The 19,076-nt window shown below is 35.8% G+C and carries 11 protein-coding genes; 4 read left to right on the top strand and 7 right to left on the bottom strand.

The annotated features are described in order from the left end of the window. Positions 1 to 63: 63 nt before the first annotated feature. The 3 genes from CSP5_RS06205 to CSP5_RS06215 form a co-directional block, all read right to left on the bottom strand. Positions 64 to 678: a zinc metalloprotease gene (locus CSP5_RS06205; RefSeq protein ID WP_148689933.1), complete on the bottom strand. Its 615-nt coding sequence runs from the start codon at positions 676 to 678 to the stop codon at positions 64 to 66. Then, positions 678 to 4,319 (bottom strand): tetratricopeptide repeat protein, encoded by a 3,642-nt coding sequence (locus CSP5_RS06210; protein ID WP_148689934.1) that lies wholly within the window; start codon positions 4,317 to 4,319, stop codon positions 678 to 680. The genes CSP5_RS06205 and CSP5_RS06210 overlap by 1 nt, the downstream gene beginning before the upstream one ends. 166 nt (positions 4,320 to 4,485) lie before the next feature. Next, positions 4,486 to 4,965, bottom strand: coding sequence for a gamma carbonic anhydrase family protein (locus tag CSP5_RS06215; protein WP_077076434.1), 480 nt, complete (start codon positions 4,963 to 4,965; stop codon positions 4,486 to 4,488). A gap of 105 nt (positions 4,966 to 5,070) precedes the next feature. On the opposite strand from CSP5_RS06215, the gene CSP5_RS06220 reads away from it, so the two are divergent. The 3 genes from CSP5_RS06220 (at position 5,071) to CSP5_RS06230 (ending at position 7,588) form a co-directional block, all read left to right on the top strand. Further along, positions 5,071 to 5,511, top strand: coding sequence for a 30S ribosomal protein S15 (locus tag CSP5_RS06220; RefSeq protein ID WP_021788965.1), 441 nt, complete (start codon positions 5,071 to 5,073; stop codon positions 5,509 to 5,511). Positions 5,512 to 5,513: 2 nt separating this feature from the next. Next, the gene (locus tag CSP5_RS06225; RefSeq protein ID WP_148689935.1) at positions 5,514 to 6,860 is read left to right on the top strand and encodes a single-stranded-DNA-specific exonuclease RecJ; all 1,347 of its coding nucleotides are present in this window, start codon (positions 5,514 to 5,516) and stop codon (positions 6,858 to 6,860) included. An 80-nt stretch (positions 6,861 to 6,940) separates the two neighbouring features. Beyond that, positions 6,941 to 7,588: a hypothetical protein gene (locus CSP5_RS06230; RefSeq protein WP_148689936.1), complete on the top strand. Its 648-nt coding sequence runs from the start codon at positions 6,941 to 6,943 to the stop codon at positions 7,586 to 7,588. Here CSP5_RS06230 and CSP5_RS06235 read toward each other — a convergent pair whose 3' ends face one another. The 4 genes from CSP5_RS06235 to CSP5_RS06250 form a co-directional block, all read right to left on the bottom strand. Next, a complete protein-coding gene (locus tag CSP5_RS06235) occupies positions 7,589 to 8,470 on the bottom strand; it encodes a hypothetical protein (protein WP_077076437.1) in 882 nt (293 codons plus the stop codon). Further along, on the bottom strand, positions 8,467 to 14,754 hold the full coding sequence (locus CSP5_RS06240) for a glycosyltransferase family 39 protein (RefSeq protein WP_148689937.1): 6,288 nt from the start codon (positions 14,752 to 14,754) through the stop codon (positions 8,467 to 8,469). The genes CSP5_RS06235 and CSP5_RS06240 overlap by 4 nt, the downstream gene beginning before the upstream one ends. Before the next feature lie 97 nt (positions 14,755 to 14,851). After that, positions 14,852 to 16,438 (bottom strand): phenylalanine--tRNA ligase beta subunit-related protein, encoded by a 1,587-nt coding sequence (locus tag CSP5_RS06245; protein WP_148689938.1) that lies wholly within the window; start codon positions 16,436 to 16,438, stop codon positions 14,852 to 14,854. A 5-nt stretch (positions 16,439 to 16,443) separates the two neighbouring features. Beyond that, positions 16,444 to 16,770 (bottom strand): ribbon-helix-helix domain-containing protein, encoded by a 327-nt coding sequence (locus CSP5_RS06250; RefSeq protein ID WP_021788956.1) that lies wholly within the window; start codon positions 16,768 to 16,770, stop codon positions 16,444 to 16,446. Positions 16,771 to 17,349: 579 nt separating this feature from the next. Between CSP5_RS06250 and tes the strand changes: the two genes are divergently transcribed. Further along, positions 17,350 to 19,065, top strand: a complete 1,716-nt coding sequence (gene tes / locus CSP5_RS06255) for a tetraether lipid synthase Tes (protein WP_077076858.1) — start codon at positions 17,350 to 17,352, stop codon at positions 19,063 to 19,065. Positions 19,066 to 19,076: the final 11 nt, after the last annotated feature.

Consider the following 19,076-nt stretch of genomic DNA (forward strand, 5'->3'; position numbering starts at 1 on the left):
TCATTTTCATTATGTTTATTTACTTTTTTCCTTTTCTGGCATGTTTTATAGGACCGCACTACTTCAAATAAATCCATGACCCAGAGAGACAAGAAAGGTAACTGAGAAAGCAAGCTCAATTATGTATATGTAAAAGTTCCATTTTAGGATACTGTATCCCGGTAGTGGGGGAACTGGCAATGAAGAAAAGACCGCAACCATTAAGCTTGAACCACTAATTATAATAAATATTTCACTCAGAGTACCAGAGCTAATGAATGAGAAGGCTGATAGAAGGGCTCCAAGGACAATATTCATAAGGGGAGAACTAAGAGCTATTTTTCCCTCAATTTCGTTGTTGACTGAACCTATGATCCTGGTGCACCCTGGGAGTGATATAATAAAACCAAATATGGAAGTAACTAGGGCAAATATAATGCCTGAGGTAAACAGAGTAAAATTTACCCTATATCCATACCTTTCAGAAAAAAAACTCATGCTGCCATAGCTTAGTCCTATTGCAATTAATGAGGAAAGGAATCCAACAGGAAGCAGCAGAAACAGGAATTTTTCTGGGGAGTAACCTGATATTATACGTCTATAGGCAATGCTGAGAGCTAAACCAAGTACAATGAATGAAATCAAGAAATCTTCTTTCGCGGAATGATGCTGCCTGATGTTGAAATTCAGGATGTCCATTAAGCAAACCCACCATCAAGACTCTGCACCGCTGCCTTGAGTTTCAATGCCCCCCTTATTCCAAGATTGAATTTTACGCTATATACAAATGGATTGGAATAGGGCATAGAAGCAGCCTGCTGTAATAATTTTATTGTAAGTGGGTCCTTTGGAACCTGACGAACCTTGAAGTGATAATACGAGTCATCAACGTAATCCTTGATCATCTTAACCAGTTCTATATCTTTTGAACCATTACCAAGAAAGAAAATTGGTAATGTTAATTCTTCAACTGTAGTTATTCCGGTCTTTTTGTAAATGTTCTTCATTATTCTACATGATTCCTGCTCGAGATATTCCATATCAATACCCTCAAAATTCGAGGGTGCATTCAGAAATTCATATATTTCATCAATCATGTTCACCTTTATCTTTGTATACATAACTGCTTCCCTTTTGTCTAGAAACTTATTATGCTTTATACAGGCCTTCATCAATCTTTCAGAAAGAATAATTATTTCTGCCCTGTTTTCTGTGTTCTTCAAAATGTTCATTAGATCGGTGAACTTTTCCTGGGTAATCGTTTTCTGATGCTCTCGCGATAGTAGATTTTCAGCTATATCAAAATTTTTTGTATTGATTAGAGTGAGTGCCACTGTTTCCGTTGAGTCTGCGTTTAATAGATCAGGGAACATTTCATAGAGCTTTAATACGTCTTTGTAAAGACCATTGTTAAAATTTATTCTTTCCATTCTAGCAAGAACTTCAATTTTATCTGTTCTTTGAGTGTTCAATTTCAGGTACTGGAAACAATCAGTATTTGCCTCCTCAAATTTACCGGCCTCCGCTAGCTTTTCCATTAGAACCGTTATTATCCTTACATCTGCAGGGTTATTCCTGAAAAGCATGCGCAGTATTTCCAGACTATCGTTGCTTTTCTGTTCAGATATCATTCTCGAGGATATATCAAGTCCAAGACTTGTATTGCTTGTCTTCTTGAGAAGAGAGATCAATTGATTTTTAATTATCCTGTTTTCCCAGTATTTATCAACTATATTCTCCAGAACAGCCTCCATTGGTTCATCGATTTTTCCAATACCCTTAATGGTGTTTGCAAGTTTTTCGACGTTTCCAGATGCCTCATATAGTTTTAGAGTGAATGCTGACTTATTTTTTAGTTTTTCAATAAAAATTTCGGCTTCCTTGAATTTACCCTGTTCTAATAATGATTCTACAAGTCCACCAGTAGTTTCCTCCCTAAATTCTTCCTGAAGGCTCTTTCTAAAGAAATGTTCTGCTGACACAGGGTCCTTATTTACGAGGTAATAATCTCCAAGCATCGAATTTATTCCTGCAGGTAATTTTAGAGCTGCATACTCGTTTATAACACTATCCAGTTCTTCCTTGCTTCCGAAATCTTTCAAATCGATGATATAATTGATTTTATCCTGTTCCTCGCTCGTTCTCATTTTGCAGATTTTACTATCGAGGTTGATTATATCCAGCGTGTTATTCTCCCTCTTTCTGAACTTTCTGAGCACCCTCAATGCCTGCAGATTTTCAGTTCCAGAGAACTCTAGTAGATCGATAAAATTTAGTAATTTTGTCTCATCTATCTTTGATAATCTGTCGTATATTGATGCCCATGGAACGTGAAGTCCACCTCCACTGTTGACTATTTCTTCAGTTTCTCTTATGACACTCTCAGCATCCATATCTTCAAGCCTCACCTGTAACAATAAAGCCCGGAAAGGGCTGGCCGAAAGTTGATTGTATGCAGATTCAAGTTTGCCTATCTTTCCCTTGGTCAGTTTTGCGTTATCCTCAGCCAGCATTGAATAAAAAGTAGTATATGGATCCTGATCCTTTATGACATTGAGAAGTATCGAGGATGCCTTATCATATTTCTTTTCCATTAATAAAATATTGAGTCGTGGATAATTGTAAATATTAATATCCTGATCAGGATTTATTCCATGTTGAGAAAGTATAAGATTTATTTTTGATTCAGCTTCTTCATACCTTATTGTGTCAAGATGCTTCCATAGTTCATTTAACCAAATAATATTGTTAAGAACTTCTCCTTCTATGAACCCCTGAATTGCAGCAACATCCTTCTCTTTAATTGTGTTACCGTAGACATAATCTCTTATAATTTCTAGATAAGACCTCATCTGAGAAGATAATCTGCCACTAATTGCGGAATAGCTTGACCATCTTTCGTTAGTTCTCATTGAGCCCAGTAAAGCACTATGAATTTTGTCGTTTACGTACTGAAAATCTATTAGAGATAGCGAATCAATGGCTTCGCTTATTCTTCCAGTTTCAATATTTGAGAGTAATATAAATAACAGTATTTCCTGATTGTTTCTGTCTATGTTTTGTATATTGCTTATTTCCAGTATTTTATTCCACAATTTTTTGTTTTCAAGTTCCCTTAGTACTGTTACGATAAATGCAGAATCTTCAGGCGATTCTTTTATATATTTTATACATTTTTGGAAATATTCATTATCCTTACCTTCCTGTTTCGATATCTCTGCATCAAGCTTAAGCCCCAACCTGGAGTTTAAGGTTTCTCCTGTTGCCCTTGTAAGTATGTTTTTTGCCTTTTTGGAGTTACCTTCAAAGAGGTACAGCTGGGCTATGTAAAGTATGGATTTTTGTGAAAAATCCTGATTTGAGCCAAGAGATTCAATATAATCCAGTGCCTCTCTGTAATTTTTCATTTTCACACATGCTTCTACGAACGATTCTTCCAGCTGTTTTGTTGATCTTAAAAGGCTTTTTCTCTTTGCCAGGAATGAAACTATTAACTCCCATTCGCCTAACTTTCTCATTGCTTCAACATATAACTCTATGGCTTCCTGATTATTCTGAGATACTGAGATTACCCTTTGTAGTATTTCCATGGCCTTTTGGTATTCACCAACTTTAATGAAAAGAGAAGAAAGCCGGATAAGAGAACCTTCTTCTTTGAAATTATCTATATCTACCGTTTTCAGCAGTGAAACCAGAGAGGGTGTTTCCAGATTTAAATCGAGAGCTTCTAGATAATCGAGTATATATTCAGTATTTGTAGGATCTGCGATGGTAATAAGTTTTAGAAATTTCAAAAGTTCTCTCTTTCCATGACTCGTCCTGTAATTTTTTGTGATTTCCTTATTTATAACATATGAATTATTATCTATGTACTTTCTGAAAAGATTTTCGTCAAAAATACCATTAGCAGAAAGTAGAAGTGCAGCGTAATCCCAAAGGTTTGTAAGAGATGCTAACTCATTTACATTATCTATAATATCCTGAGAATTAAATAATTTTATATTTGATTTTAGATATTCCTTAGCTAGATCTGTGTTCTTCTCATTTACCAGCGCTTTGGTGTAAAAGGATTGGATAATTTCGCTATCCTTGTTTGCAAGATAAAAATATTTGTATATCTTAGATTCCCAAACATGCATATTTACCCAAAGTTCCCTAACGACAGTGTCAATTTTTGCCTTAATCTCAGCGTCATTTTGAATAAGAAGTATATAATCAGGAACCTGCAGGACCTTTGTCAGTTTAGTCAATTGTTCCTGTCTTTCGGCTACATCTTTCGAGTCCAGAAATCTGTCAATTATCTTGTTTAGATTTCTTTTCGAATCATCGCTTTCCAACATACTCTGTCTATTATACCATATCCATATAATAATTTAATGAGTTTGTTATCTTCTCATCGATGTAGATGTTATATTTTTATTCATTTTTCTTTCTGGTCATACATTTTTGAATTTTTTCATTAAATTTAGATTTTTCTTTTGTAATGTGTAGTGATTTATGGACGCATTAAAGATAAGTGTCTTTCAGTTGCACATAGTCCTCTGCGTTTGTATGGGCCATTTTTCTATATTCGTTAGAATTAGACCTTATTTTTCCTGGAATTCCTGCAACCATACTATTTTCAGGGATTTTTGTGTTTTCAAGTATTACTGCCCCCGCTGCAATAACTGTACCATCCCCAATCACACTTCCATTCATTATTATCGCGCCCATTCCTATAAGACAATTATTCCCAATTGTGCATCCATGCACTACAGCGTTATGTCCTATTGAAACATATTGACCAATATTTACATCGTATCCTGGATCGCAGTGTATTGTGACACTATCCTGAACGTTTGAGAAATCTCCGATCGTTATGGAACCCAAATCTCCCCTTATTGATGCAAAATCAAAAACAGAACAGTTATTTCCTATTCTCACTCTTCCCCTAATTGAACACATATTTGAAATGAATGTGTTTTTACCTATTGTTACATCGTTCATATTAATAGAATAGATCGAAATATAACTTATTTCCTATGATTTATTTAGAGAACTTGATGTAAGATTAATAAATAAGTAAACGATTAGGAGGAAAAGTGAAATCATATGGCGAGAATGCATACAAGAAAGAAGGGAAAATCCGGTTCAAAAAATTCTTTTTACGGTGCAAACCACAATTGGGTGCAGCAAAGTCCAAAGGAATTAGAAGAGATTATAATACAGCTAAGAAAAGATGGTCTAACAGCTTCTCAGATAGGGATTAAGTTACGAGATTCATATGGAATACCAAGAGTAAAGGCAGTGATGCATTCCAAAATGGGCGATATACTTGGAAAAAATAATTTAAAGAGCGATGTGCCCGAAGATTTAATGAGTTTGATTAATACATATAAAAGAGTTTCTGCCCATATGTTGCTAAATAAACGTGACCTAAACAATGGAAGGAAAAGGGCACTGATCATGTCAAAAATGTTGAGACTTGTTAGATATTATAAGGAGAATGGCTATCTAAAACAGGAATGGGAACTTAACAAGGTTCTTCAATAAGCATGATCACTGATTTAATTGGCAAGGAATTTTCGGAATCCCTGGAAAAGGGAAAAAGTTTTTTTTTAAAATACGACTATGTAAGGGTTCTTGCCCACTACGATGGGGATGGGACAAGTGCCAGTATAATATTAACAAAGTTGCTGTTAAGAAATAGTAAGAAATTTCATCTTGGTTTTATCAAGGATTTATCCTCTGAAGGTTTTTCTAAAAGAATAATGGAGGAACCAAATTTGCCAACCATAGTGGTTGATGCAGGATCCGATCAGTTAAAATTTCTAAAGGGAGATACTGCCGAAATACTGGTTCTCGACCATCACTTTTACAGTGGAGGTTCTAAAAAAGAGCTAAATATAAATGCAAGAGATTTTGGAATTGATGGGACTAGAGAAGCATGCGGGGCCACAATGGCATTTGTTTTTGCTCTCTTTATAAGTGAGGAAAATGCTGATCTTTTACCATTCATGGTATCAGGGGCTATAGCCGATAAACAGGACTTGGGGAGTTTTAGAGGACTTAATAAAACACTTATAGAGAAATATGGAAAAAATGTAGAGAAAAAACATGTGCTGAACCTGGACGGTGAATCTATACTTGATGCGCTTGTATATTCCGTTGACCCTTTTATAAAAAATATTTCAGGATCACTTGAAGGCACAAGAAAAGTGCTTGAAAAATTATCCATAAATCCAGAGACAAAACCAGAGGATTTGACAAGAGAGGACACATTAAAACTTGGAAGTTATCTCGGATACGTTCTTTCATTTCAGGGTGCCCATTCTGAAGCTATGTCTTATCTAGAGAAGGATGAAATGTATTTCAATAATGGTTTTTCAGCTTCATTACTTGCAAAAATAATAGATGCAAACTCCAAAAATGGTGATAACAATATTCCAATTGAATTTTTTATGGGAAATAATTCGCTCAAAAACGAAATGATTTCAAACAAGAGAAAATATGAAACGAGGCTAATAGACTACATAACAAGATCATACAAATCCATTACAAAGGAAAAGAACTTACAGTTCTTTTATGCCCCGGGATCTGAGATGGCTGGAGCCATATCCGGACAGCTTATGCTGTATCTTCTTGACCAGGATAAACCTGTAATAGGTTTTAACGTAGGTGATGACAGTACACTTATTTCATCAAGAGGAAATAGAAGAATGGTTGAAAGGGGACTTAATCTATCTAAGGTAATGAAGGAATGTACAGAAAAGGTAGGTGGCTCTGGAGGAGGACACGATATCGCCGCCGGTGGATCCATTCCAAGAGGGATGGAAAGACAGTTCATAGAAATAGCTGATGAAATGATAGGAAAACAGTTAAACCCTAACAAAAATGAATAAAATAAATTGCTATTGACCAAAAAGTAACTGTTATTAGGAATACAAAAACTTTTTAATGTTTCAATTGATTTGATTACTGAATGGCAAGGTTGGGAATTTACACCCTTGATTTCAGGTTCTATTATAGGGTGCTTCATCTTTTAAAAGAATGGAATGTGCCTTTTGTTTCCATAGAAAAACCTAATGATATACCTTCAGATGTGCCGGTTGTGCTGAGTTCTGTTGATGATATTGATATTCAATTTGAACAAATAAGAGATAACGATGCAATGAGAGCTATAAGACGCGCAATACCATATCTACTGGATAAGAAATTATTTAATGAGATATTCATAGGAATTGATCCCGGGCCAAAGCCAGGTGTGGCTGTGCTGGCAGATAGAGTTTTAATCGAAGCTTTTGAACTTGGAGATGTTTTTTCTGTGGCTGAAAATATAGAAAATATAATAATGGGATATAACACCCACTTTATGTCCATAAGGATAGGAAATGGTGATAAACCAAACAGAGAGAGGATTATCCAGGAACTGAAAAATGTAGATGTGCCAATTGATATTGTTGATGAAGGTGGTACGAGTATGCCTCATAAAACTCATGATAACGTAATCTCTGCTGCAAGGATAGCGAATATAGAGAATTTTAACAAAGAAAAGGTTCAAAGAATAAAGAAAAGTAAAAGAAGAACACAAATAGAAAGAGAATTTGTAACAATTAAAGCTTTTTTATGATTATTTTTTAGCAATCTTTTTTGGTTTATCTTTTCTATTCTTCCATTTGGGTTGCTTTGTACCCCTTCCTCTGCCTGAAGAGAGAACAAGAAAAACCATGAATATGATTACTATTCCTGAAATATAATATATCCAGCTATAGTTTGGTGGAGATCCATAGAAGAATTTTGATGAGTAAGAAACAGAAACACCATTTTTATAAGAGGCAGCATTGAGAACCTTCACTTCAAGTGTATTTACCTTGCCATAGTCCAGAACGTTGGAACTGACAGTTATATTTAGCTTTTCTTTTGAATAGGGAGTAAGCTTACTGATTGTGTCTGTTTTGAATGTTGCTCCGTTTATTACAAAACTGATAGTAACGTTATAATAAGGAATGTAGTTAGAATTATATACCTCTGCATACAATCTCACAGGAGCATAGACATTTACGTGGAATTCGGATGTATAATTGACTGGGGTGCCATAAAATGAAGCGGTCAGATAGATTGATCCATATATTGTCTGGTTATCTGCCTCAGGAGCTGTGATATTAAATTCGAAATATCCACTTTTCGAACTCTCATGTGTTGAGTTGAGTGGAGACATTCCTTTATCATAATTTGCTCCAAGATATAACGTGGCTGTGTAATTGGAATAGCCTGAAGTTGCATTTACAAACATTGTAAAATGTTGTCCCTCATAAACTGCAGAAATTGGTGATAATACCGCTGAGAATCCGTTAGTTGAAGTATATATTTTGTCTTGTTTAGCAGAAATTCTTTGATAAGAACCATTGTTTTGGTGTGAAATTGTTGAATTTTGTGAAAGAAATGTTGATGGAACAGCTGTGACTATCAGTGTAAATGCTATTAAGATTATGATTAGTAATTTCTTATTCATTTTCTCTTTCTCCCCCTTATAGCAACTCCTGCTATCCCACCAATTACAGCTATAGCAATTATAATTATTCCATACTCAACGGTCACAAAGGGATCACCAGTATAGTTAGATATAATACCAGGGCCTTTTGAATACACAGTTATTCCAGGTGCATCTGGAGAAGTGTAATGAATATTGACATATCTAACAACATTGGTATTTGTTAGATTTGCATTAATGGTGATATCAAAGGAAGGTGACGGAACTTTTCCTGGCTTAAAAACTACATTTATTACCTTAGTTTGTGAGTAATTCAATGCTATGTAACTAATAGTCTTCCCATTGTACTGGAAGCTAACATTCCATGAATCATGAACCAACGTTTGTATGCTGGTTGAATTCATTGAAAGGGATATGTTATCCGCGGTATTCCCCGTATTTATAAGTTTGTATGATAATACTGATGTTCCGTTATTATAACCAGGGGCAGTGTAAATCTGCTGTATTTCAAAGTTTGCATATTTAGTTATGTTAACCTTAACGAAATCCTGCGATTGACCCCCAGAGTATTTAATTTCTATAGGTACTCTGTTGATTCCATCTGGAACCATTGCAGTATTGTTCAACACTAACTGCAATTTTACTGAACCATTGATAGGCAAATTGTTTATTGTAGTTTTATTGAATTTCATAGCCCAGGAACTGCTCCCAGAGGAAAGTGTTATATTCTCCATCGAGTTTAAGTGATTTTTCAAAGTTATATAATATGTCACGGTGTTATATTCTGATGTTTTACTTATGGTATTTTGTGATACAGTTATATTTCCAATCAAAACCTTGCTCAGCATCAGATTAATGTCTTTCGTTGTGTTTGTAAATACAGACTTTGAAGTTTGGTATAGATAAGAGGTACTATAACCGTTCACTGTAACATTGCGTGAGATATAAGATGAGAAGGAATAATTTTCTGATGGTAAGATCAGAGGATATCCGTTCGATGTTACTCTGAATAGTTCCTTATTAAGTGTTACATTTACTGTCGTTGCCTTTTCTACTCCACTTACATAGGTGAAAAGCGATATAAAATGAGCATTTGATGCAGTTACAGTAATATTCTCTCTGTTAATAAATGGATTCACCGTAATAATTCCGGTTCCAGCCATCATGTACTGTGATGAATATGTGTAATACGTGTAATTCCCATTTTGAAGGTCTACTGAGAAATTCCCTTTGTTGCTTGTGGTAGTCTTATCAACAAGGGATCCATTTCTGTAAATATTTACGAAAAAGCCTGAGTTAGAACCACTCGAAACGCTTAGTTTACCCATAACATCTGTACTGAATGTTTCATTCTTTATACTGAGGGTCAGTGAAGTTGGTGCATTAAGTTGAATGTTTTTGTTTCCAGTTAGCACATATTCGCCACTATTAGTTATTAGATGGGATGTCAAATTAACATTATAGCTACCTGCTGGTAATAAATTCTTCAGTCCAGGCATCACAATTTTTTCACCATTGAAGATCAGAGTAAGACTCACTTTTCCATTTAAATTGTTTAGAATGCTCAGGTTGTACGATTGCATCAATGTTGCGGAGATCGAAGTATTTTGTGTGATATCTACCTCCTGTATGGAACTTTTCATACTTCTAGAAATGGAGTAAACAGTGTAGTTACCAGGCAATATTTCAGTCGGATTGGTAATTAATTTACCGCTCTTTCCGTAGATATATGCAGTGTTTACATTTACTATGGATAATGAGACTTCAGGTTTAAATGAAATGTTAAGACTCTCATTTATAGCGCCAACAGTAAAGGAATTTGTGTAGTTAAATACAAACATATTGCCACCATTAACTTTGAATACGTAACTCCCTGATGGCAGTGTTAGTTTTGCTGTACCATTAATTATCTGGGATGTTTGTGATGTTGTGCCTCCTATATTTATTTCACCGTTTAATGGGGAGGAACTCATTACTGGCTTGAAGTTTAAGGTCACTGATTTTAGGTTGACGTTTAGAGCTATGGCTACACTTGGAGTTAACTTGTATGAACTGGCAAAATATCCATCGCCGTATACTTTTAGTTCAAAGTTGCTTAATGAAGAGGTCTGCGTGTAGATTGAAGCATATCCTCCAGAAACATTTGCTGCTTCGAATGGCTGCTTGGCAAGTTTAAAGATGCTTATTCCCGAGTTTAGTGCTGATAAAGAGTTAAACGATGCAGATATTGCAGGGTTAAAAATCTCAACTTTTTCAACCGTAGCGTTTTGTGGTGACAAATAAATATTCTGGCTTACTGATATTGGCTCTACAATCGAAGCGTAGTAATTCTTTCCTGCTCTACTCAAAGTCTCATATATTCCATAATTATTTTCTGCAGGAAGAATGAATGTGACATTTTTCAGTGTAGTACCTTCGTACTGAAGAACATTGTTACCATAAATAACTCCTATAGATCCTGAATATTTAGAGAGATTTAGGTTATTGTTTATTATTGATGTTGCGTAACCTTTTGCGAATGATATTTTAATGACAGTTGTTTCGTTTATATTATATGATCCGAATGCCACATAATTTCCACTTGTTTTATAAATTGTATAATATCCTGGCGATACCATACCTCTAAATTCATTGGAACCTATATTGGTGAGATTAGTATAAGTACTCAAATCACCATTTTCAAGCAATGATAGATTGCCATTTACAATTGGACCTTTTAGTAATACCGTGAGATTTACTCCTAATTGAAGATTTAACGTTATGCTCTTTGTAGTATTCAATGATGTGAAAGATACATCGTTGATTCCAGAAACCAAATTTCCAAGGCTTGCATTAATCCTATACGTGCCTGAATCTAATGCTACATATGCTTCTCCTGAACTATTGGTCAACAATTTTTTATTTCCTACCATTACAGCAGCATACGAAACGGGCTTGCCTCCAGATTGTACATTAATATTAAGCCTATTTTCGTATACGAGGAGATTTTTTGATGTACTTGATCCATTGGATATGGAGATAGTGTTTACATTTTTATATACAGAGTTGTTTGAAATTACGCTAACATTGTAAGTTCCTATGGGAATGTTAACAAATTTGTAATTTCCATTTACTATTGGAGCGAGAAACACCTGTCCAGACGTAGAATTACTTATTTTGACCTTTCCGCTATTAATCTTTGTTGAAGTATACCCAGACGATTTAGGTTTTTCAATTGTAACACTACCTGAAGCTGAGGTGGGCGCCGTTACAATGTTCTTTTGAATGTAGTAATTAGGCAGTCCCGTCGTTTCATTTATTCCAATAACTTTTCTTTCCGCCATTGCTCTGCTTATCACTACCTTTTTGGCTGTTAAAAAGTTTTGTCCCTCCAAGAATTCCTTATTTAATGCACCGTAAGAATAAATTAATGTATCATTTCCGGGAAGAACGGTAATGTTATAGAATCCGTTCTTGTTAGTCAGAACTGTGCTATGCGGTATGTTATATTGATCATATTCAGTTACCCTTATTCCAGGAAGTGGTATTCCACTGGGAGTTTTAACCTGACCTTCAACTATAGCTCCTGGGAAGTATCTCAGAATTGGATCAGATGACTGGATAATGGAAGATAATCCAGGGAATATAAACGCCGTTCCCTTTCCAGAATGCTCAAGAGAATATGCTTTTTGAAGCGAAATTATGGAGAAGTCATTTGGATGACTCGAATAATTAGTATATGGATTGTAAGGCACTCCTTCATAGCATATTTCAAAATTACTCATGTTAAATGCTGGTTCCATTGTGTACCGGCTACTACCATATGAGAGACCTGGGATTCCATTGGTTTGACCGACAGCAGATGGTGGAAGACCGACCAGTGCTTTGTATATGGTGGTGTTGTAAAATGCTGGTGTATAACCCAGCTCATATGATGTGACAGTTGCAGTTACAGGCGTTTCGTTAAGAGGGAATGTCCCGTTTGTGGTAACTGCATAAATCTGATAATACTCATATGGAACAATTGCTCCAGATGAAGTAGAGTAGGCCGGTGTGTCAGTTAAATAAGCTGGTGCATAGAACGTTCCAGTATTAGTTGCAGATAATGGGAATAATGTGTGATCAACCTGTATGTATTGAATGCTCCAACCTGTTGCTTGTTGTAGTTCTTGATAGAAATTAATCAGGTTCGGAAGGCTTAGCTTTGACGCGAGTTGTCCTTTTTCAAGTGCGTAATAAGCATTTGCTGATGTTATGCTTGTATTAAACTTACCATAGATCGTTGAATTATCTGCAATCCATTGTTTATAGTTCATTGGATTTTTGTAGATATTTTGAAGTAGTGTTATTTCTGAATTGTTAAAATACTGTGACAATACGCTCTGTAAAGCAGGAGAGAATTTTCCACTTGAGTTATCCAGAGATGCCTGCATAAGCCTTGATGAGAAAAGGGCCACTATTTGAGATTCATTTGTGGAAAGTAGAATTTGACCGGCTACCTGATACGCCTGTTGAAAGTCATCAGCCACGGTTGGGTGATTTCCCTGATAAAGTTCCTGGAATCCATAATCCCACCAATTCACATAAGCTGGCTTATCTGCAAGAGAAAGGTTCGCTTGCTGCTCTGCAAGCCAGGCCATTGATAGTGATAGTGGGGAACTGCTATTTGTTATTTGGGAACCTGTTGTTCCAAAATATGCACTTTCATTAGCGAGGTATGTTGGAGGCTTTGCAAATGATGGTAGAGCTGAATAAACCTGGTGATTTACTCCAGTTGCCGAATTCACAGGGACTGCTGCTGACATTACTCCTAATCCTGAAGGTATTAATATTCCAAATACAACTATGATAACCATCACAGCCTGAAGCCATGATATGTCTCCTTTTATACCACTTCTCTTTCTAAAAGCTTTTTTAGTTCTGGTATCGTCCTTTACATTTGAAAGTTTTAGTATATCTGCAAAGTAGTATAATAATGCACCTCCCATTATGGCATATGCTGGTGACGCAGTTATGTTAAATCTGGCAGCTGTAAAACTCATATAAATGGATACTGTGGAAAAGATGATTAAAAATGCCAGAGAGTCAGTCTTTTCCTTGATGAATTTGTAGATAATGAACATGAACCCCCCTATACCTACTACAAACTGGGCTACACCAAAACCTCCAATGTATTGGCCAAGTGCTGGAGCTTGAGCCTCCGCTATAGTTGAATATAGCTTTGTTTTTATAAAATACCCTTCACCGCTTATGATTTCTGTATAGATATGAGGAGATAAGAAATACATCCCTCCGATAAAAGCTGATACAGTCAATACAAGCACAGGGATAGCAATTATCCATGGTTTTCTTCCTACTATGCCTATCAGAGCCGCAATAAAAATCATTCCTACTCCAATAAGTAGAGGTGGCACATACCATATAGCTGGGGCATTGTTTGCGGCATAATAATAATACCCACCCATGGCAAATGACAAAAATACAAATATTATACTTATGTAAAGAAGATAACCAGTGTTCCTCGAGAGAAAGAGATTTATTAATAATTGTGCCACTACATAAATGGTAATAATTGCCAGTATGTATGCATGACCCTGCCATGATAACATGAGAGCACCATAGGAAGCGCCTGCGAACAAAGCGTAAAATGTTGTCTTTTTATTTGATTTGACGTAGTTTATTATGCTGGAATAATAGTTATTTACTTTCAATAGACTTCCTTCTATTATCCTGTTCTTATTGGCATAATGAACGGCTCTTTCAAAGAAATAAATAGCAAAAAATGCGAATATAAGCTCTGGAGTATGCATTCTTCCATCAGAAAGGATACCTGAGGTCAGATTACTTGGCATAAGTGTGTATAAAACTGCACCTATCATTCCGGCTTTTTTACCAAGTATACTCTTTCCAAGCAGATAAACTGGAATTATAAGAAGAGCACCAAACACTGCATCGAATTCCATGAATGAGTAATACGCTGCGTGTAAAGCACCTCCTAATATTGGTGCGGTAATAGTTGCAACAAATGCTATCATCCAGTGGAAAAACAATGGTCTTGGATCTCCAGAGCCTATTGGATAGTTTAGGCCACTGGTGTGTAGCAGAGAAACGTGAGTTGTTAGTATGTGTATTATTATATAATAATTAAAATAGGGATCACTTCCACCAGAGAAATTCGCATATCCGTTTAAGAATGACTGTCCCCACATATAATAATTAGACAGAAACATATAGAGTGAAAACAGCAACAGGACTCCTGCGAACTCCCAATTACGGCTGAACCAGCCTTTAAATTTTTTTATAGATTCAATTTCCTGGAGTTCCATTTCTTGACTACCGAAGACGCTAATACAATTGAACTATTAAAATGTTTAAGAATATTCCACCCATTGATTTCCCTAGATATTTGAGAATTTCAGCCTTTCAATTTGAATTTGTTAATATTGAACCAAGGCTTAACTCGAGATAGACAGTTGGAAACGGGATATTAAATTTTTCAAGTAAGAAGGGATGTACTTCCCCTAGAAAATTTGATAAAGAGTTATTTTCAGAAAAGATAATATTCCCTGACCGTCCATTGATAAAATGATCATTTTTGGTTGGTCTGATTTCAGATAATCTAACATTCAAGGCCCGCAGCAGAGCATCCAGTACACCTTTAATTGTGTCGTAAGATGCTGATTTTCCACTCATTATGCATCCTAAGGAGGTTTCCTGTGTTCCGTTGTCCCTGATGCAATCACCTACCTCAAACAGTGTCTGCGGAAATGGTTGAGCCCGGTTTCTTTCAACTGCCCTTATAAGACTTGAGAGTAAGTCCTGTCTTATTCGACTGAAGTCGGAACTTTTGGGATTGTTTATTTGGAAGAACTGATCCAAATCAATTGAATCTGAAAGGACAAAATTCTTTACCTCTTGAAATCCCAGTCCTACCATTAACTCTCTTAGAACATTTGAGGCGTGGTTGATTCTATTTTCTTTTCCAATAAAGTTATTCTCTAATACTCCCTCGTGAATGTTTTCAATTCCGTAACCTTTTATAAAGTCTTCTATTATATCAACCTCTCCCATTATGTCTACTCTGCCTATGGGAATGGAGCAATATCTCTCATTGTATTTAATTCCCATTTTTGCTAATGTTCTTAGCATGGTATCCTCATTAACTTTTATTCCTACTATATTTTTAATGATCTCAGATGAGATTTTGATTTTATTTAAACTTAGATTATTCTCGTAGCTTGAATATCTTTCTGGTAGGGAGATATTTATTCCCTTACTTAAGAAATACCCAGCCATTAGTCTAAATCCAAGGTCCAGTCCCTGTTGTGATGTTGCCGTTATGTCCACAAGCATTCTCTCTGTCCTGGAAGTTACTCTGGTTCTGTATGAATTGAAAAACGGTGGAACTGATATAATACCTGATTCATCAGAAACTCCTACAACTTCTTTATTATTCTGTAATAATTGATATTTTATCCCTTTTTCATGCTCTGTTAATAGTTCAGAAATCTTTCCTTTCATTCCATCATAAGTTGTTATTACTTCATTAGCGTCAACTGGACCATAAACAATTTTTCCTCTAATAGCAGATAAATCATGAGCTCCAATGGCAAATTTACTTCTACTTTTCCCAACCGACTCTGAAACACGATCGGAATACTCCAAAAAATCTTGATTTAAAATATTATGACTGTTGTCATCCTTAAGACCATCGGTCATAAAGACAACAAAATATGGTCTTGTTCTGGCTGCATGAACTGAAATATTTTCTTTTTTTAAAAATATTTTTCCATTCCTCATTTTTCCAGTTTTGTATATTTGAAAACAGTTGAAAAGAGATGCAATGGAGTAAAGGTCTGGTCTATCTGGATTCAACTCTATTTTTATATCATCTTCAACCTGAGGTTCGAAACTGAATCCAATTATTCTTGAAAATTCGTAAATGTTTTCCTTCCAATCTAAGCCGAAATATTCTTCTAATGTTTCCCGGTTTGATCTTATTACTACCATATATATCAATCCTTTTTGTTCCGTTCCAAACTTTCGCTCTCGTTACTAATTTTATTTCTGGTATATTCTTTCAACACGCTTCTAATTAGATCATCAATGGACACAGCTTCTCCTCTCTGCAATAATGAGTTTAGGTCATCTACCATTTTCCTTGTCAACTGAACTTCAACTTTTTTATTAATTCCTTCATCGTCATTTTTTTCGAGAAATTCTCTTAGTGCAATCCTGATGATCTCGGATATGCTTTCATAATTATATCTGTCTAAAAGTCTTTCCATTCTATCCATATCATCTTCTGATAATCTAATTGTTATTCTATAAGGAACTGCCATAATGAACCGCCATTAAATATGTTTCATTAAGTTTATTCAGTTTATAAATATTTGTCCTAAAAATCTCTACACACGTTGAGAATAAACGTTAACAACCTTACCTAAAAAAGCTTTATCATACCATTTTATTCAATTAAAATATTAAAAGAACTCAACTTTTAACAGTTGTTAAATCCCCTTTTTGTAGTTCTAAGAGTGAAATAAACAGAACGACTTACAGTAATATCAATAAGCAAAAAGCCCTTTAAATTTCATTATATAATAGAGATCTGATGTGATTTTATCCTAGGACATTTTATCCAAAAATATCTTTATATTGTACAGAATAAATAAAAAGATTTGACCCAATTAAACCCATTGTTAATAAAAAATAGACATATAAGCTGAACCATATTCCGATAAAGTAGTTCCCAAAACTACAAAACTCTTTTAATATTGGAATGTCTACAATAGAAATAAGGTGAAAAAAAATTGATTGCAATGGAAGAAAGGAATAAATATCCCGAAGTCAGATTTGCCAGTGACTTTGAGATAAGCAAGAATGCACCGTTCAAGACCGTCGATGAGTTTATAGGTGCCATGAGGAACCTTATCTCAGATGACATGATGCTAATAAGGGTTACAGAAAGCTTGTGCCCAATATGTGTTGATGATGAGAAATTCGACCAGATGAGAATTCCAGCCATAGTTTATGAAAATGCTGGAGAAGTAAAGTTAATAAAGGAATGCGCTGAGCATGGAATAACAAAGGAGAAATACTGGGAAGATTACGATATGTACCAGGAAGCCAAAAAATGGCAGGATCCCGGAGTTAAGATATTAAACCCACACGTTGCATACCTTGAGTCAAAAATAGTTTGTCCTACACACTGCGGACTTTGCGTAAAACATAAGTCACATACTGGACTCGGAAATGTAGTAGTTACAAACAGGTGTGACCTTTCCTGCTGGTACTGTTTCTTCTATGCAAAAGAGAATGAGCCAATTTACGAGCCATCACAGGACCAGGTCAGAATGATGCTAAGAAGGATGAGAAATGAAAAACCAGTAGGAGCTAATGCAGTTCAAATAACAGGTGGAGAACCAACAATCAGAGACGACATACTTGATGTGATCAAAATAGCCAGAGAAGAGGGGTATGAACACATACAGTTGAACACGAACAGTGTAAGAGCAGCCTTTGACCCAGATTTCCCGAAGAAGATAAGAGAAGCTGGTTCCAACGTAGTTTATACGAGTTTTGATGGACCGACCCCAAGATCAAACCCAAAGAATTTCTGGGAGATTCCGGCCGCATTACAGAATTACAAGAATGCTCCAATGGGAGTGGTTCTGGTTCCAACAGTTATAGGCGGAATAAATGATATGTACCTTGGTGATACAATCAGATTTGGTCTTTCTAACATCGATTCGGTTAGGGCAGTAAACTTCCAGCCAGTAAGTTTGGTAGGAAGAATGCCAGACAGAATGAGAGAAAAACAGAGAGTCACCATACCAGGATGCATAAAGAAGATTGAGCAACAGACTGATGGTATGATCGGAAGAGAAGACTTCTTCACAGTTCCTTCTACTACAAAGGTTTCAAACTTTGTTGAGCAGCTAAAAGGAAAGGATATGTACAAACTTTCAATACATTTTGCCTGTGGAATGGGAACTTATCTCTTCAAGGAAGGAGACAAGATTACTCCAATAACCAGATTCATAGATGTAAGAGGAATGTTCGAGTACATTGGTGAACTTGCGGATGATATAAAGGATTCATCATTCAAGACTGTTAGGAAAGTAACTTCAGCAGCAAAACTGTTAGCCAGTCTCAAGAAATTCGTGGACTATGAAAAGGCACCGAAGGATTTCAGTATAAAGGACATGGTATATAACGCATTTACTGAGGGAGATTACCACGGATTAAAGGCTTTCCACTACAAGAGTATGTTCATAGGATTCATGCACTTCATGGACCCATACACATATGATGTGGACAGAGTTGAAAGATGCGATATCCATTATGCAATGCCTGATGGAAGGGTTGTTCCATTCTGTGCTTTCAATGTTATACCTGAGCTCTACAGAGATGCAACGCAGAGAAAGTATTCAATTCCTGCTAAAACATATGAAGAGAGAACGGGAAAGAACCTGAAGAAGGAAAAGTACTTCAGGGAGTACACACTGGAAGAAAAGAAGTCTATACTAAACTTCTACGAGAAGAGCATAGGCAGGAAACTTTCACAGGATGAGATTGGACTCAATCTCAACGAAGCCATACCAGTGATATCTTCTGACAAACCAGAAGATTAATCCTATTTTTT

This window comes from Cuniculiplasma divulgatum, from assembly GCF_900083515.1.
Taxonomy (GTDB): domain Archaea; phylum Thermoplasmatota; class Thermoplasmata; order Thermoplasmatales; family Thermoplasmataceae; genus Cuniculiplasma; species Cuniculiplasma divulgatum.

Bases quoted from the DNA above. Each gene is read 5' to 3' on its own strand.
- CSP5_RS06205 (WP_148689933.1), bottom strand. From the start codon at position 678: ATGGACATCCTGAATTTCAACATCAGGCAGCATCATTCCGCGAAAGAA.
- CSP5_RS06210 (WP_148689934.1), bottom strand. From the start codon at position 4,319: ATGTTGGAAAGCGATGATTCGAAAAGAAATCTAAACAAGATAATTGAC.
- CSP5_RS06215 (WP_077076434.1), bottom strand. From the start codon at position 4,965: ATGAACGATGTAACAATAGGTAAAAACACATTCATTTCAAATATGTGT.
- CSP5_RS06220 (WP_021788965.1), top strand. From the start codon at position 5,071: ATGGCGAGAATGCATACAAGAAAGAAGGGAAAATCCGGTTCAAAAAAT.
- CSP5_RS06225 (WP_148689935.1), top strand. From the start codon at position 5,514: ATGATCACTGATTTAATTGGCAAGGAATTTTCGGAATCCCTGGAAAAG.
- CSP5_RS06230 (WP_148689936.1), top strand. From the start codon at position 6,941: ATGGCAAGGTTGGGAATTTACACCCTTGATTTCAGGTTCTATTATAGG.
- CSP5_RS06235 (WP_077076437.1), bottom strand. From the start codon at position 8,470: ATGAATAAGAAATTACTAATCATAATCTTAATAGCATTTACACTGATA.
- CSP5_RS06240 (WP_148689937.1), bottom strand. From the start codon at position 14,754: ATGGAACTCCAGGAAATTGAATCTATAAAAAAATTTAAAGGCTGGTTC.
- CSP5_RS06245 (WP_148689938.1), bottom strand. From the start codon at position 16,438: ATGGTAGTAATAAGATCAAACCGGGAAACATTAGAAGAATATTTCGGC.
- CSP5_RS06250 (WP_021788956.1), bottom strand. From the start codon at position 16,770: ATGGCAGTTCCTTATAGAATAACAATTAGATTATCAGAAGATGATATG.
- tes (WP_077076858.1), top strand. From the start codon at position 17,350: ATGAGGAACCTTATCTCAGATGACATGATGCTAATAAGGGTTACAGAA.